The sequence below is a fragment of the Phaeovulum sp. genome, assembly GCF_047638075.1.
Lineage (GTDB): Bacteria > Pseudomonadota > Alphaproteobacteria > Rhodobacterales > Rhodobacteraceae > UBA6197.
In genome coordinates, this window is sequence record NZ_JBLJBV010000062.1 from 19,325 (window position 1) to 32,978 (window position 13,654).

Annotated in this window: 13 protein-coding genes; 4 read left to right on the top strand and 9 right to left on the bottom strand. The window is 61.5% G+C overall.

Going from position 1 to position 13,654, the window contains the following annotated elements; genetic code table 11:
• Positions 1–31: 31 nt before the first annotated feature.
• The 6 genes from ACM62R_RS09350 to ACM62R_RS09375 form a co-directional block, all read right to left on the bottom strand.
• On the bottom strand, positions 32–601 hold the full coding sequence (locus tag ACM62R_RS09350; RefSeq protein ID WP_415183785.1) for a hypothetical protein: 570 nt from the start codon (positions 599–601) through the stop codon (positions 32–34).
• 63 nt (positions 602–664) lie between these two features.
• Positions 665–1,297 (bottom strand): uracil phosphoribosyltransferase, encoded by a 633-nt coding sequence (gene upp, locus ACM62R_RS09355; protein ID WP_415183786.1) that lies wholly within the window; start codon positions 1,295–1,297, stop codon positions 665–667.
• Positions 1,290–2,273 carry an adenosine deaminase gene (locus ACM62R_RS09360; RefSeq protein ID WP_415183787.1) on the bottom strand — a complete coding sequence of 328 codons (984 nt, stop codon included), beginning with the start codon at positions 2,271–2,273 and terminating at the stop codon, positions 1,290–1,292. Before ACM62R_RS09360 ends, upp begins: the two co-directional genes overlap by 8 nt.
• Complete coding sequence (locus ACM62R_RS09365) at positions 2,270–3,481, bottom strand: phosphopentomutase (protein ID WP_415183788.1); 1,212 nt, start codon at positions 3,479–3,481, stop codon at positions 2,270–2,272. Before ACM62R_RS09365 ends, ACM62R_RS09360 begins: the two co-directional genes overlap by 4 nt.
• Complete coding sequence (locus ACM62R_RS09370) at positions 3,481–4,788, bottom strand: thymidine phosphorylase (protein WP_415183789.1); 1,308 nt, start codon at positions 4,786–4,788, stop codon at positions 3,481–3,483. The genes ACM62R_RS09365 and ACM62R_RS09370 overlap by 1 nt, the downstream gene beginning before the upstream one ends.
• On the bottom strand, positions 4,788–5,180 hold the full coding sequence (locus ACM62R_RS09375; protein WP_415183790.1) for a cytidine deaminase: 393 nt from the start codon (positions 5,178–5,180) through the stop codon (positions 4,788–4,790). Before ACM62R_RS09375 ends, ACM62R_RS09370 begins: the two co-directional genes overlap by 1 nt.
• A 168-nt stretch (positions 5,181–5,348) precedes the next feature.
• On the opposite strand from ACM62R_RS09375, the gene ACM62R_RS09380 reads away from it, so the two are divergent.
• Positions 5,349–7,628, top strand: a complete 2,280-nt coding sequence (locus tag ACM62R_RS09380; RefSeq protein ID WP_415183791.1) for an NADP-dependent malic enzyme — start codon at positions 5,349–5,351, stop codon at positions 7,626–7,628.
• A 316-nt stretch (positions 7,629–7,944) separates the two neighbouring features.
• Positions 7,945–9,837, top strand: coding sequence for a propionyl-CoA synthetase (locus ACM62R_RS09385; RefSeq protein ID WP_415183792.1), 1,893 nt, complete (start codon positions 7,945–7,947; stop codon positions 9,835–9,837).
• A gap of 32 nt (positions 9,838–9,869) precedes the next feature.
• Here the strand turns inward: ACM62R_RS09385 and ACM62R_RS09390 are convergent, their stop codons facing one another.
• Complete coding sequence (locus tag ACM62R_RS09390) at positions 9,870–10,631, bottom strand: NAD kinase (protein WP_415183793.1); 762 nt, start codon at positions 10,629–10,631, stop codon at positions 9,870–9,872.
• Between the two features lie 168 nt (positions 10,632–10,799).
• Between ACM62R_RS09390 and glyA the strand changes: the two genes are divergently transcribed.
• On the top strand, positions 10,800–12,092 hold the full coding sequence (gene glyA / locus ACM62R_RS09395) for a serine hydroxymethyltransferase (RefSeq protein ID WP_415183794.1): 1,293 nt from the start codon (positions 10,800–10,802) through the stop codon (positions 12,090–12,092).
• 43 nt (positions 12,093–12,135) lie between these two features.
• Here the strand turns inward: glyA and ACM62R_RS09400 are convergent, their stop codons facing one another.
• Positions 12,136–12,507, bottom strand: coding sequence for a hypothetical protein (locus ACM62R_RS09400; protein WP_415183795.1), 372 nt, complete (start codon positions 12,505–12,507; stop codon positions 12,136–12,138).
• A gap of 92 nt (positions 12,508–12,599) precedes the next feature.
• Between ACM62R_RS09400 and ACM62R_RS09405 the strand changes: the two genes are divergently transcribed.
• Positions 12,600–13,385 (top strand): alpha/beta fold hydrolase, encoded by a 786-nt coding sequence (locus tag ACM62R_RS09405; protein WP_415183796.1) that lies wholly within the window; start codon positions 12,600–12,602, stop codon positions 13,383–13,385.
• On the opposite strand, the gene ACM62R_RS09410 is transcribed toward ACM62R_RS09405, so the two are convergent.
• Positions 13,354–13,654: cytochrome b/b6 domain-containing protein (locus ACM62R_RS09410; RefSeq protein WP_415183797.1), on the bottom strand; the 301-nt coding region annotated here is incomplete at its 5' end. The genes ACM62R_RS09405 and ACM62R_RS09410 overlap by 32 nt on opposite strands.

Here is a 13,654-nt window from a genome sequence, read left to right on the forward strand (position 1 = left end):
GTCGCTTTGCCAGAACGGTTGAAACTGGCTGCTAGTGTTTTGCAGCGTTGGCGCCAAGCAGCCGCGCCGGCACCTCATCCGTCCAGACCTGTGCCATCTGCGCCCTGCCCGCCGCCGTACCCATCGCGCGTTTCGGGTTAAGCCGGTCATCGTCCCACGCAGGGCGGTAGCCTTTGGGTATCATCGGCGCGGAACGCAAGGGCGCTGATTGCGCCATCATCGGCGCCATGGTCGGTCTCGAACGCGAGGCTTTAAGGGGTGAAGCATGCCGATTACGCCTGCCCGCGATTTGACCCGTGGCAACAGGTGTCGCTGCAAGCGCGACCGAGGGCTTTGCAACAGATTGGCCCTGCGCCGCACGTTCAAATGTGGGCTGGTAGCCGCAGATCTGCGCGCCGTCGCGCCCAAGGCGCGCAGTCCAAATGGCCGTCGCGCCGTCATCCGCGCGCACGAACACACAGCCTGCGCTATCGACAAATTGCGCTGCCTGGTAAGACACCGGCGGCATCTCTTGCGGATCGACAAGCTTGGCCTGACCAGCCCCGGCCATACCGCCGCCCAACACCAGCGCAATCACTAAAACGGCCTTACCCAGTAACATCACATTCCCCTTTTGACCGTGGGAAAATGCCGCAAACTGACCGCCGAGTAAAGCGCCATCACCTTATTTAGTGCCAAACATTCGGTCACCCGCATCCCCTAGCCCCGGAACGATATACCCGTGGTCGTCCAGATGGCTATCCAACGCGGCCGTGACAATCGGCACATCGGGGTGCGCCTCTTTCATACGGGCAACGCCCTCGGGCGCGGCCAAAAGGCACAGAAAACGAATGTTTTTCGCGCCCTTTTCCTTTAGCAGATCAATTGCCGCCACCGACGAATTGCCGGTGGCCAGCATCGGGTCTACGACAATCGTGATGCGGTCCTCCAACTCGGACGGGACCTTGCAATAATACTGCACGGGTCGCAGCGTTTCGGGGTCGCGGTAAAGCCCGATGAAACCCACGCGCGCCGCCGGGATCAGTTCCAATATCCCATCCAAAAGCCCGTTACCTGCCCGCAAGATTGAGATCAACGCCAGCTTTTTTCCATCCAGAATTGGCGCGTCCATTTCACATAGCGGGGTGTTGACCTTGATGGTGGTCATTTTCAGTTCGCGCGTTACCTCATAAGCCAGCAGCAGGCTGATTTCGCGTAGCAATCCACGAAACCCCGCGGTTGAGGTGGCCTTGTCGCGCATCAATGTCAGTTTGTGTTGCACCAGCGGGTGATTCACCACTGTCAGATGGTCAGTCATTCGCATTCTCCAGCTTTTTCAATATCTTGCTCCTTGTGTCCGCATCGCAGAACGCCGCACGGGCTGAAACGCGGGCGATGTCCTGAAACACCTTATCGTCCCAGTCGAACGCCTGCGCCAACTGTTCATATTCGCGCGTCATCGTGGTGTGGAAAAAGGGCGGGTCATCCGTTGAAACGGTCACCTTCACGCCACGGTCGCGCAGCGCCGCTATCGGATGGGCGCGCCAATCCGGGTAAAGCCCCAGCGCGATGTTCGAACCGGGACAAACCTCCAGCACCACCCCTGCTTCGGCCAGTTCATCGACCAGACGCAAATCTTCGATCGCGCGCACACCGTGGCCAATCCGTTCCACCCGCAAATCGTGCCACGCATCGCGGACAGAGGCGGGGCCGCCCCATTCGCCCGCATGACAGGTCAGCCGCAACCCGGCCTCGCGCGCAAGATCAAAAGACCAGCAAAAATCCTTGGGCTTTCCCGCCCTCTCGTCACCCGCCAGCCCGAAACCCACAATGAAATCGCCCGCCGTTTCCGCCGCGCACAGCGCCGTTTCGCGGGCTTTATCGGGGCCAAAGTGACGGATCGGCGTTACAATGCCACGCAGAATGATGCCAAGGTCACGCTCGGCCAGATCGGCAGCTTCGCGGATTGCGTGCAGGTGTTCGCGCCAAGCCCCCAGATCGCGGCCACCGCAAAAATCCGGCGACAGGAACGTTTCGCAATAGATCACACCCGCAGCGGCGCTTTCTTCCAGCACAGCGCGGGTCAGGCGGGCGTAATCCGAAGGCGATGTCAGCGTTGAGGTTGCGGCCTCATACACTTTCAGGAACTCCCAAAAATCGCGGAAGGCATAGTCGCCGCGCGCATCGAATATTCCGCTGATATCCATGCGCTTTTCAGTCGCCAAACCGCGCACGAACGCAGGCGGCGCGGCACCTTCCAGATGCAGATGCAATTCAACCTTGGGCAGGGTCACAAAAAGCTCCTTCCCGGCCCGGTCTGGTCCAGCCGCAGATGGCTGGCGACCGAGGCTGCAATATCGACAAATGCCACCTGCCCGACCGCTTTCACACCCGCACCCCAGCCCAATACCGGCACCCGTTCACGGGTGTGGTCGGTGCCAGTCCAGGTCGGGTCATTCCCGTGGTCGGCGGTGAAAATTGCCAGATCGCCCGGGCGAAGCCGTGCCAGAAACCGCCCCACGCCGGTATCGAACCACTCCAGCGCGCGGGCATAGCCCGACACATCGCGGCGGTGGCCATAAAGGCTGTCAAACTCGACAAAGTTGGCAAAAGTCAAGGAGCGGGGTTCAGCACTGTCCGCAAGCGCCAGTAAATGTTCGAAAAGGTCAATATCAGATTTGCCCTTGTGCTGCTTTCCAATGCCGCGACCGGAAAATATATCACCGATTTTGCCGATGGCGTGGGTTGCCCGACCCGCCTTAGCAGCCCAGTCCAGCAAGGTGGGTGTGGGTGGGTCCATCGCATAATCGTGCCGGTTGGGGGTGCGGGCAAAGCTGCCCGGCCGCCCGGTAAAGGGCCGCGCGATCACCCGACCCACCTTCATCGCATGCAGCCGTGGCGCAATATCCCGGCACAGCTGCAGCAACCGGTCCAGACCGAAACTTTCTTCATGCGCCGCAATCTGAAACACCGAATCCGCCGAGGTGTAGCAGATCGGCCAACCGCTACGAATATGCGCCTCGCCCAGTTCATTGATGATCGGCACGCCCGAGGCATGGCAGTTGCCCAAGATCCCGTCGGTTCCGGCCAACCGGGCCACCTCGGCGGTCAGATCAGCGGGAAAGGCGGGGCTGGTTTTGGGAAAATAAGTCCAGTTCCACGGCACCGGCACCCCGGCCATTTCCCAATGGCCCGAGGGGGTGTCCTTGCCCTTCGATACTTCGGTCGCCGCCCCCCAAAGCCCTTTGGGCACGCCGCCAAGCCCCGGCGCACCCCCCCCCGAGGCAAGCGTGATTGCAGCCCCCAACCCCAACGCATCAAGATTGGGCAGGCAAAGCGGGCCGCTGCGCCCTTCGTCGGCCTGCCCCGCAGCGCAGGCCATGGCGATATGGCCGATCGTATTGGCGCCGGTATCGGGCACGCTATCGTTGAAGAAGGACGCCGCGTCGGGCGCGCCGCCAATGCCGGCGCTATCCATCACCACCAGAAACGCCCGCACCATCAGTTGACCCGTTCGTGAATCAGCGGTGGCTCTTCGGGGGCAGTGTCGCCCAACACATAGGCCGCGCGCACGGCGGCCTCGGCGGCTTCGGCGGCGGCATCAGTGGCGGCGTGGATCAACACCATCGGTTCGCCCTTATCCATTTCTTCCCCCAGCGAGGCCAAACCGCTGAACCCGACCGAAGGGTTGACCTTGTCCGTCCCGACCAGCCGCCCCCCACCCAACCGCACGACCGCATGGCCCAGGCCTTCGGCATTGACGGATTGCACGAACCCCCGGCGCGGCGCCAAAACCGCCCGCGTCACCGGTGCCGAGGGCAGCCGGTCGGGGAAGCGTTCGACAAAATCCGATGGCCCGCCCAGATGCGCCACCATCCGCCCAAAGGTTTCCGCCGCGCGCCCGGATTCCAGCGCCTCGTCAATCATCGCCGCCCCTTCGTCCATATCGGCGGCCATCCCCGCCAATGCCAACGCCTCGCCGCCCAGCGCCGCCGTCACATCCCAAAGCGCTTCGTTTACCGCAGTACCGGTCAACGTCTCCATCACCTCCAAGACCTCAAGCGCGTTGCCGGCGGAATGGCCAAGCGATTGGTTCATATCGGTAATCAGCGCCGAGGTCTTGCAGCCCGCGCCATTAGCCGTCTCAACCAATGACCGGGCCAACGCGCGCGCATCCGCAAGCGTTTTCATAAAGGCACCGCTGCCGACCTTCACATCCAGCACCAATACCTCCAGCCCCGCCGCCAGCTTTTTCGACAGGATCGAGGCGGTAATCAGGTCAATACTTTCCACCGTGCCGGAAATATCACGCACACCGTAAAGCCTTCGGTCTGCCGGGGCAATGTCAGCGCTGGCGCCGACAATGGCACAGCCCACCTCGGCCACGACACGGCGCAAACCCTCAACGCCGGGATCCGTCTTATAGCCCGGGATCGCCTCCATCTTGTCCAGCGTGCCGCCGGTATGGCCCAAGCCGCGCCCCGAAATCATTGGCACATAGGCGCCGCATGCCGCAAGCGCCGGGGCCAGCAACAACGACACACTGTCGCCAATGCCCCCGGTCGAGTGTTTGTCCAGCACCGGGCCGGGCATGTGCCAATCCAGCACGCGCCCGGAATCGCGCATCGCCAAGGTCAGCGCCACGCGCCCCGAGGTGCCAAGGCCCTTAAGGTAAACCGCCATTGCAAAGGCCCCGGCCTGCGCGTCTGACACCGCACCATCGGCCAGCCCCCGCGCAAACCACGCCGCGGCCTCGTCCGAGAGCATTTGGCCATCACGCACCCCGGCGATTATCGCACGGGCATCCATCAGGCGCGATCCATATGGGAAATATCAAACCGCCCCGGCAACAGCGCGCCCACGGTCGTATCCAGACGCTCGCCCTCGGTGGTGGCCAGCGTTATCGGCACGTCATGGCGCGCAAACTCGGCCAGTTTTTGACGACAGCCCCCGCAGGGGGGCACGGGCGACGCACTATCCGCCACAACACATATTTCGGTGATTTCTGTTTCGCCGGCGGCAATCAGCGCGGCAATCGCCCCCGCCTCGGCACAGGTGCCCTCAGGGTAGGCAACGTTTTCAACGTTGCATCCTTGATAGATCTTTCCCGATTTGCCGCGAACGGCAGCCCCGACCTTAAAGCGGGAATAGGGCGCATAGGCGTTCTCGCGCACCTGGCGCGCAGCTTGCAGCAAGGACATCAAAGCCTCCAATCCGGTTTTTTACGATCCTGCGCCCGGACCACGCCCGATGCAAGCTGCGCGCCCGGCACGCGCCCTGAAAACCAGCATCATGCAGATGGCAAGCTGCGGGCTATTCCATCGGACTGCGGAATAGTTTAAAGCTAAACCAGTTTCACGGAGGATAGAATGGACGAGGCACGAAACGACACCGCCCGGCAAGCAGCACTGGATTACCATGAGTTCCCAAAGCCGGGTAAACTGGAAATTCGCGCGACCAAGCCTTTGGCCAATGGTCGGGACCTGTCACGCGCCTATTCACCGGGTGTCGCGGAAGCCTGCCTTGAAATCCAGACCGACCCGACGACTGCAGCGCGCTACACCGCACGCGGCAATCTGGTGGCGGTTGTCACGAACGGCACTGCCGTACTGGGGCTGGGGAATATCGGGGCACTGGCGTCAAAACCGGTGATGGAGGGCAAGGCCGTCCTGTTCAAGAAGTTCGCCAATATCGACTGTTTCGATATTGAATTGAACGAATCCGATCCGGTGAAACTGGCCGAAATCGTCTGCGCGCTGGAACCTTCCTTTGGGGCGATCAACCTTGAGGATATCAAGGCCCCCGAGTGCTTTATCGTTGAAAAGCTGTGCCGTGAACGGATGAACATCCCGGTGTTTCACGATGACCAGCACGGCACCGCAATTGTGGTTGGGGCTGCGGCCACCAATGCGCTGCATGTGGCGGGCAAGGCGTTTGACCAGATCAAGGTGGTCAGCACCGGCGGCGGCGCTGCGGGCATTGCCTGCCTGAACATGCTGCTGAAACTGGGGGTCAAACGCGAAAACGTCTGGCTGTGTGATATTCACGGCCTGGTCCATGTGGGCCGCGAAGCCGAAATGAACCCGCAAAAGGCCGCCTTTGCGCAGGACAGTGACAAACGCACCTTGTCAGACGTGATTGACGGGGCCGACCTGTTTTTAGGGCTTTCCGGCCCCGGTGTGCTTAAGCCGGAAATGGTATCGCGCATGGCGCCGCGCCCGATCATCTTTGCGCTGGCCAACCCCACCCCCGAAATCACCCCCGAAGACGTGCGAAGCGTTGCGCCGGATGCGATCATGGCCACCGGTCGCAGCGATTACCCCAATCAGGTCAACAACGTGCTGTGCTTTCCGTTCATTTTCCGGGCGGCGCTGGATGTAGGGGCTACGCAGATCAATGATGAGATGCAAATCGCCTGCATCGAAGGCATCGCCGCACTGGCCCGGGCCACCACCTCGGCCGAGGCTGCCGCCGCCTACCGTGGGGAAAAGCTGACCTTCGGCCCCGATTACCTGATCCCCAAACCGTTTGACCCGCGGCTGATCGGCACGGTTGCCAAGGCCGTTGCCCGCGCCGCAATGGAAACTGGCGTTGCCACCCGCCCAATCCCCGATCTGGCCGCCTATAAGGCCAAGCTGGACGGTTCCGTGTTCAAATCGGCAATGCTGATGCGCCCGGTGTTCGAGGCGGCATCGCACGCAACCCGTTCGATCGTTTTTGCCGAAGGCGAAGACGAGCGTGTTTTGCGGGCCGCCAATGCGATGATCGAAGAAACCACCGACAAACCAATCCTGATCGGGCGCCCCGAGGTGATCGAACGGCGTTGCGAACGTGCCGGCCTGCCCATTCGTCCGGGCCGCGATTTTGATATTGTGAACCCCGAAAACGACCCGCGCTACCGCGATTATTGGGAAACCTACCACGGGCTGATGGCCCGTCGAGGGGTCAGCCCCGATATCGCCCGCGCGGTGATGCGGACCAACACGACCGCGATTGCCGCCGTCATGGTCCACCGGGGCGAGGCTGACAGCCTTATCTGCGGCACCTTCGGGCAATACTTGTGGCATCTGAACTATCTTAATCAGGTTCTGGCGCGTGATGGGCGAAATCCGCAAGGCGCGCTATCGCTGATGATCCTCGAAGATGGGCCCTTGTTCATTGCCGATACCCATGTTCACCCCGAACCAACCCCCGAAGAAATCACCGCAACGGTTATCGGTGCGGCGCGTCATGTGCGCCGTTTCGGGTTGGCGCCCAAGGTTGCGCTGTGCAGCCATTCGCAATTTGGCAACCTTGATACCGACTCGGGGCGCCGGATGCGCGCGGCGCTGGCAATGCTGGACGCCCAGAAACAGGACTTCGCCTATGAGGGCGAAATGCATGTGGACTCGGCGTTTGATGAGGCGCTGCGCGACCGCATCTACCCCGGCTCCAGGTTTCAAGGCACGGCGAACGTTCTGGTCTTTGCCAATACTGACGCCGCCTCTGGGGTGCGCAACATCCTCAAGGCAAAGGCAGGCGGGCTGGAAGTGGGGCCGATCCTGATGGGGATGGGCAACAAAGCCCATATCGTCACCCCCTCGATCACCGCGCGCGGTCTGCTGAACATGTCAGCCATTGCCGGCACTCCGGTCGCCTATTACGGTTAGTAACGTCAACCCCCGCTAGCAGACCCGCCAGCGGGGGCGCCCACGCCCCACAAGGTGGGCGGGCCCGGCCATGAACAGCCACCAGCAGCCCTGACCGTCGCCGCGGCATTCAAAAACAGAATCACCGACAGCCTTTGCAAAGTCGCGCCATCTTAACGTCAGCACCTTGCAAAATGCCGACTTTGCAAAATTCCTTCCAGATATCGCACAAAATCTGCAAATTTTTCGCACCGAAGCGCCACTGTGAACGGTAACATCGTTGCGGGAATCTGTATCGCTAGCGTAACAAGCAGATAGCTCGTGGAGGAGGCATACAATGGCATACAAAGAGATCTACGCCGCATGGCAACGCGACCCCGAGGGGTTCTGGATGCAGGCCGCCGAGGCGATCGACTGGATCAAGCCACCTTCAAAGGCACTTTTCGCTGAAAACGCCCCGCTCTATGAATGGTTTGTGGATGCGCAGGTCAATACCTGCTGGAACGCCGTTGACCGCCATGTGATTGCCGGGCGCGGCGACCAGTTGGCAATCATCCATGACAGCCCGATCACCCATTCAAGCAAGGGCATTACCTATTCGCAACTGCAAAAGCGCGTTGCGAACCTGGCTGGCGCGCTTCGTGCCAAGGGTGTGGAAAAAGGCGACCGCGTCATCATCTACATGCCGATGGTCCCCGAGGCATTAGAGGCGATGTTGGCCTGCGCGCGGCTTGGGGCGATCCATTCGGTGGTGTTCGGTGGCTTTGCCGCGAATGAGCTGGCGGTGCGAATTGACGACTCCAAACCAAAGGCAATCATCGCCGCGTCGTGCGGGTTGGAGCCGGGCCGCATCGTGCGATATAAACCGCTGCTGGATCAGGCAATTGACATGGCCAGCCACAAGCCCGACTTCACCGTGATCTTTCAACGCGAAGAAGAAGTCGCCAAATTGATCGAAGGGCGCGATTTTGCTTGGCACAGCTTTCAGTATGGTGTCGAGCCTGCTGAATGTGTGCCGGTCGCGGGCAACCACCCTGCCTATATCCTTTATACCTCGGGCACCACGGGCGCACCGAAAGGCGTTATCCGGCCCACGGCGGGCCACCTGGTCGCGCTGAACTGGACAATGAAAAACATCTACAACATCGACGCGGGCGAGGTGTTCTGGGCCGCGTCCGACGTGGGTTGGGTCGTTGGGCACAGCTATATCTGTTACGCCCCGCTGATTGCCGGGGCCACCACCATCGTGTTTGAGGGCAAACCCATTGGCACCCCGGATGCAGGCACCTTCTGGCGCGTGATCCAGAACTACAAGGTCAAATCCTTCTTCACCGCCCCCACCGCGCTGCGTGCGATCAAACGCGAAGATCCCGCAGGTATCTTGGCGCGCGACTACAACATGCGCTCGCTCAAGACGCTTTACCTTGCCGGCGAACGCGCGGACCCCGACACAATCGTCTGGGCGCGCCAGATTCTGAATGTGCCGGTGATCGACCACTGGTGGCAAACCGAGACCGGCTGGGCCATCGCCGCCAACCCGATGGGGATTGAGGAATTACCGGTCAAGCTGGGCAGTCCTTCGGTGCCGATGCCGGGGTATGACGTTCAAATCCTGGATGAGGGCGGGCAACCGGTGCCAAACGGCACATTGGGTGCGATTACGGTTAAACTTCCTCTGCCGCCGGGCACACTGCCGGGCCTGTGGAACGCCGAAGAACGCTTTAGAAAGGCCTATCTGAACCAGTTCCCCGGCTATTATGAAACGGGCGACGCAGGCTATATCGACGAAGACGGCTATCTTTACATCATGGCGCGCACCGATGACGTGATCAATGTGGCAGGCCACCGGCTATCGACTGGCGCGATGGAAGAAGTCCTGTCGGGTCACCCGGACGTTGCCGAATGTGCCGTGATCGGCATTTTTGACAAACTGAAGGGGCAAACGCCCCTGGGTCTTTTGTGCCTGAACAAGGGGGCCGAGCGTGCGCCCGACGATGTCATCAAGGATTGCGTTAAGATGGTGCGCGACCAGATCGGCCCGGTTGCCGCGTTCAAGCTGGCCTGTGTGGTGGACCGGCTGCCCAAAACCCGCTCGGGCAAGATATTGCGCGCCACGATGGTCAAGATTGCAGACGGGCAGGAATTCAAGATGCCCGCCACCATTGATGACCCGGCAATTCTGGATGAAATCACCGCCGTGCTAAAAACGATGGGCCTGCCCGCGCAGTGAAACCGGGCAAATAACAGAAGGGCGGCTGGCAGTCAGGCGAATTGTTCGCGCATCAGCCGTTCTTCCAATCCGTGGCCAGGGTCGAACAGGATCGTATGGCTAAGGCTGGGTTCAGACCGGATTTCCACCCATAGAACCGGCTTGACCGACCGGCTGTCAGCGTCGGCCATGACCGGGCGCTTGTCGGCCTCCAGAACATCAATGCGCACCACTGCCGTGTTGGGCAGGATCGCCCCCTGCCAGCGCCGCGGCCGAAACGGCGCAATCGCCGTCAGCGCCAGCACGTCAGACCCGATCGGCAGGATCGGCCCCTGCGCCGAATAGTTGTAGGCGGTTGATCCCGCCGGCGTAGACACCATCGCCCCGTCACAAACCAATTCATCCATCCGCACCCGCCCGTTGACCGAGATCCGCAGCTTGGCCGCCTGCCGACCGGCGCGCAACATGCTGACCTCATTGATCGCCAGCGCCTCTTGCAGCGTTCCATCCGCGGTCTGGGCGCGCATCGCCAGCGGGTGAATCACCGCCTTTTCCGACGCGGCCAGCCGCTCGGGCAGGGCCATTTCGGAATAATCGTTCATCAAGAATCCGATCGTGCCGCAGTTCATCCCGTAAACCGGCAGGCCAGTGCCCTCGCTCAGGATTTGCAGCATGAACCCGTCCCCCCCCAATGCGACGATCACATCAGCCGCATCACGCGGCATCTGCCCGTGACGCGCCACCAGCGCGGTCAGCGCATTTTGCGCCGCATCGCTGCTTGAGGCCGCAAAATGGATGTTCAAAGGCTTGTTCACGCACCGCTCCTTTTGGTTCCTGACAAGCTGTGACAAGCGCCAATCGGAAACACAAGCACCAAACCCCCGCTTGCTTTACCCGGTCAAATTGCCATTAGCGCGTTTTGCCTGCTTTCCGCCCCGCGTTTTGTGCGATAAACCGCCCTGAACCCCTTGCAGGAGAGACCCATGACCTCGCAACGTGACACCGGATTTTTCACCGAAGCCCTCGCCACCCGTGACCCCGAAATTTTCGGCGCCGTCCGTAATGAACTGGGTCGCCAGCGCAACGAGATTGAGCTGATCGCCTCGGAAAATATCGTCTCTGCGGCGGTGATGGAGGCCCAAGGCACGGTGTTGACCAACAAATACGCCGAAGGGTATCCGGGCAAGCGGTATTACGGCGGGTGCGAATTCGTGGACGTCGCGGAAAATCTGGCGATCGAGCGCGCGAAGGAACTGTTCGGCTGCGCCTTTGCCAACGTTCAGCCCAATTCGGGGTCGCAGGCCAACCAGGGCGTTTTTCAGGCGCTGATCAAGCCGGGCGATACGATCCTGGGGATGAACCTCGCCTCGGGCGGGCACCTGACCCACGGCGCCGCGCCGAACCAATCGGGCAAATGGTTCAACGCTGTGCAATACGGCGTGCGCAAACAAGACAACCTGATCGACTATGATGAGGTCGAGGCGCTGGCGGTGGAACATCAGCCGAAACTGATCATCGCTGGCGGCTCTGCCATTCCGCGGCAGATCGACTTTGCCAAGTTCCGCACGATTGCCGATAAGGTCGGTGCGCTGCTGATGGTCGATATGGCCCATTTCGCGGGGCTGGTCGCGGGGGGCGTGCATCCCTCGCCCTTCCCCCATGCCGATGTGGCAACCACCACCACCCATAAAACCCTGCGCGGCCCGCGCGGCGGCATGATCCTGACCAATGACGAAGCCATCGCCAAAAAGGTCAACTCGGCTATTTTCCCCGGTATTCAGGGCGGCCCCCTGATGCATGTCATCGCCGCCAAAGCGGTGGCGTTCGGTGAGGCGTTGCGCCCTGAATTCAAGGTTTACGCGCAGCAGGTCATCGACAATGCGCACGCGCTGGCGGATGAGTTGATGAAAGGCGGGCTCGACATCGTCACCGGCGGCACCGACACGCATGTGATGCTGGTCGACCTGCGGCCGAAATCGGTGAAAGGCAACGCCACCGAAAAGGCACTGGGGCGCGCCAACATTACCTGTAACAAGAACGGGATCCCGTTTGACCCCGAAAAGCCCACCGTTACCTCTGGCGTGCGTCTTGGCACCCCGGCCGGCACCACCCGAGGCTTTGGCAGTGACGAATTCCGCCAGATTGGCCGTTGGATTGTCGAAGTGGTCGACGGGCTGGCCGCAAATGGCGAAGATGGCAACGCCGAGGTGGAAGCCGGTGTGAAAGCCAAGGTCGAGGCGCTTTGCGCCCGCTTTCCGATCTATCCTTCGCTGTAAAAATCCCCGCAACGCATCAAAAGACCCCCGCTGGGGGTCTTTTTCACAAGATGCCGCGCCAGACCATGACACAGATCACCGCCGCACCCGTTACCAGCAACGCAAACGCCACCGACGCCACCATCGTGCGCACCATCGACCAGAACCGCGCCTGCCCGCCCAAGGGCTGCAAGTACCGCACGGCAATGTCATAGGCTGCGGTGATTTTATCCGGGTCGGTCTGGCGCGCGATCTTGGGAGAGGCCACCACCGCCTCGACCTCGGCCAGGTAGCTGACCGCACGGCGCACCTGACGCGGCAGGGCCCGGCCGCGCGCCGCCAGCTTGGCCCGAAGCCCGCTGCCTTTCGCACCCAGCCGCTGCTCCATCAGCTGCGCCACACGACCGGTCATCTGCTGCACGCTATTTATATTCATTTCCACCCCTGACCTCGCCCAGACCCTAGCGCGCGGCGAAATACCGTGCAACGGGGCTGGCAGCCGCCGCAATGCTGCGCTATTTTGCCGCCATGTTGAACACAATGGTCCATGGGGTGCCCGGCACCCAGCCCCCGCTTGTCATCGTGCCCGGCCTGTTCGGGTCTGCCCGCAACTGGGGTATCATCGCCCGCCGCTTGTCCGACGATCGGCAGGTCATTGCGGTGGATATGCGCAACCACGGCGACAGCCCCTGGGATGACGCGCATGGCTATGACGACCTTGCCCATGATCTTCTTCACCTGATCGACGAATACGGCGGCAAGGCGGATGTCATGGGCCACTCGATGGGGGGCAAGGCGGCCATGCAACTGGCGCTGACCCATGGCGACCGGTTGAACCGCCTGATCGTGGCCGATATCGCGCCGGTGGCCTATGATCACAGCATGACCCATCTGGTCGACGCAATGCAAGGGCTGGATCTGACCGGCGTAACCCTGCGCTCTGAGGCGGACCGCCGATTGGCCGGCGAGATTGCAGACGATGGGGTGCGCGCGTTTTTGCTGCAATCTCTGGATCTGAAATCAACCCCGCCGCGCTGGAAGCTGAACCTGGATGTTCTGCGCGCCGAAATGGACCGGATTACCGGTTGGCCGGATACGCCGGGGCATTTTGACGGACCGGTGCTTTTCGTTTCAGGCGCGCTATCGGACTATATCCGCCCCGAATATCACGCCGCGATCAAGGCACAGTTCCCCGCCGCCGAATTCACCCGGATCGAAGGCGCAGGCCACTGGCTTCATGCCGAGCAGCCGCGCGAATTTGAGGCCGTGTTGCACGGTTTTCTCAGTCCAACGGGCGTTTCATCCGCATCATGATGTTCGTTTTCAGCACGACCTGGTGATAAAGCGCACCCACAATATGCAGCCCGATCAGCAGCAACAAGGCCAGCTTCATCAGCTCATGCGTTGAGGCGGCCTGCTTGATGCCGCCAAACCACGCCATGCCGCCCGAAATCACCATGGCGATCAGCACCATATAAAGCAGCCCGTGCGTTGCCATCGCAACCATCTGCAATGAGGGCGCCTCTTCGGCGGGGGGCGGTGGCGCCCCGCGACGCGCCCGCAGCGCAAGCCGCCACGCGACC

What these genes read in the sequence shown, in the direction of transcription:
- ACM62R_RS09370 (WP_415183789.1), bottom strand. Translation starts at nt 4,788, where the DNA reads ATGGATGCCCGTGCGATAATCGCCGGGGTGCGTGATGGCCAAATGCTC.
- ACM62R_RS09405 (WP_415183796.1), top strand. Translation starts at nt 12,600, where the DNA reads ATGTTGAACACAATGGTCCATGGGGTGCCCGGCACCCAGCCCCCGCTT.
- ACM62R_RS09385 (WP_415183792.1), top strand. Translation starts at nt 7,945, where the DNA reads ATGGCATACAAAGAGATCTACGCCGCATGGCAACGCGACCCCGAGGGG.
- upp (WP_415183786.1), bottom strand. Translation starts at nt 1,297, where the DNA reads ATGACTGACCATCTGACAGTGGTGAATCACCCGCTGGTGCAACACAAA.
- glyA (WP_415183794.1), top strand. Translation starts at nt 10,800, where the DNA reads ATGACCTCGCAACGTGACACCGGATTTTTCACCGAAGCCCTCGCCACC.
- ACM62R_RS09380 (WP_415183791.1), top strand. Translation starts at nt 5,349, where the DNA reads ATGGACGAGGCACGAAACGACACCGCCCGGCAAGCAGCACTGGATTAC.
- ACM62R_RS09375 (WP_415183790.1), bottom strand. Translation starts at nt 5,180, where the DNA reads ATGTCCTTGCTGCAAGCTGCGCGCCAGGTGCGCGAGAACGCCTATGCG.
- ACM62R_RS09400 (WP_415183795.1), bottom strand. Translation starts at nt 12,507, where the DNA reads ATGAATATAAATAGCGTGCAGCAGATGACCGGTCGTGTGGCGCAGCTG.
- ACM62R_RS09350 (WP_415183785.1), bottom strand. Translation starts at nt 601, where the DNA reads ATGTTACTGGGTAAGGCCGTTTTAGTGATTGCGCTGGTGTTGGGCGGC.
- ACM62R_RS09365 (WP_415183788.1), bottom strand. Translation starts at nt 3,481, where the DNA reads ATGGTGCGGGCGTTTCTGGTGGTGATGGATAGCGCCGGCATTGGCGGC.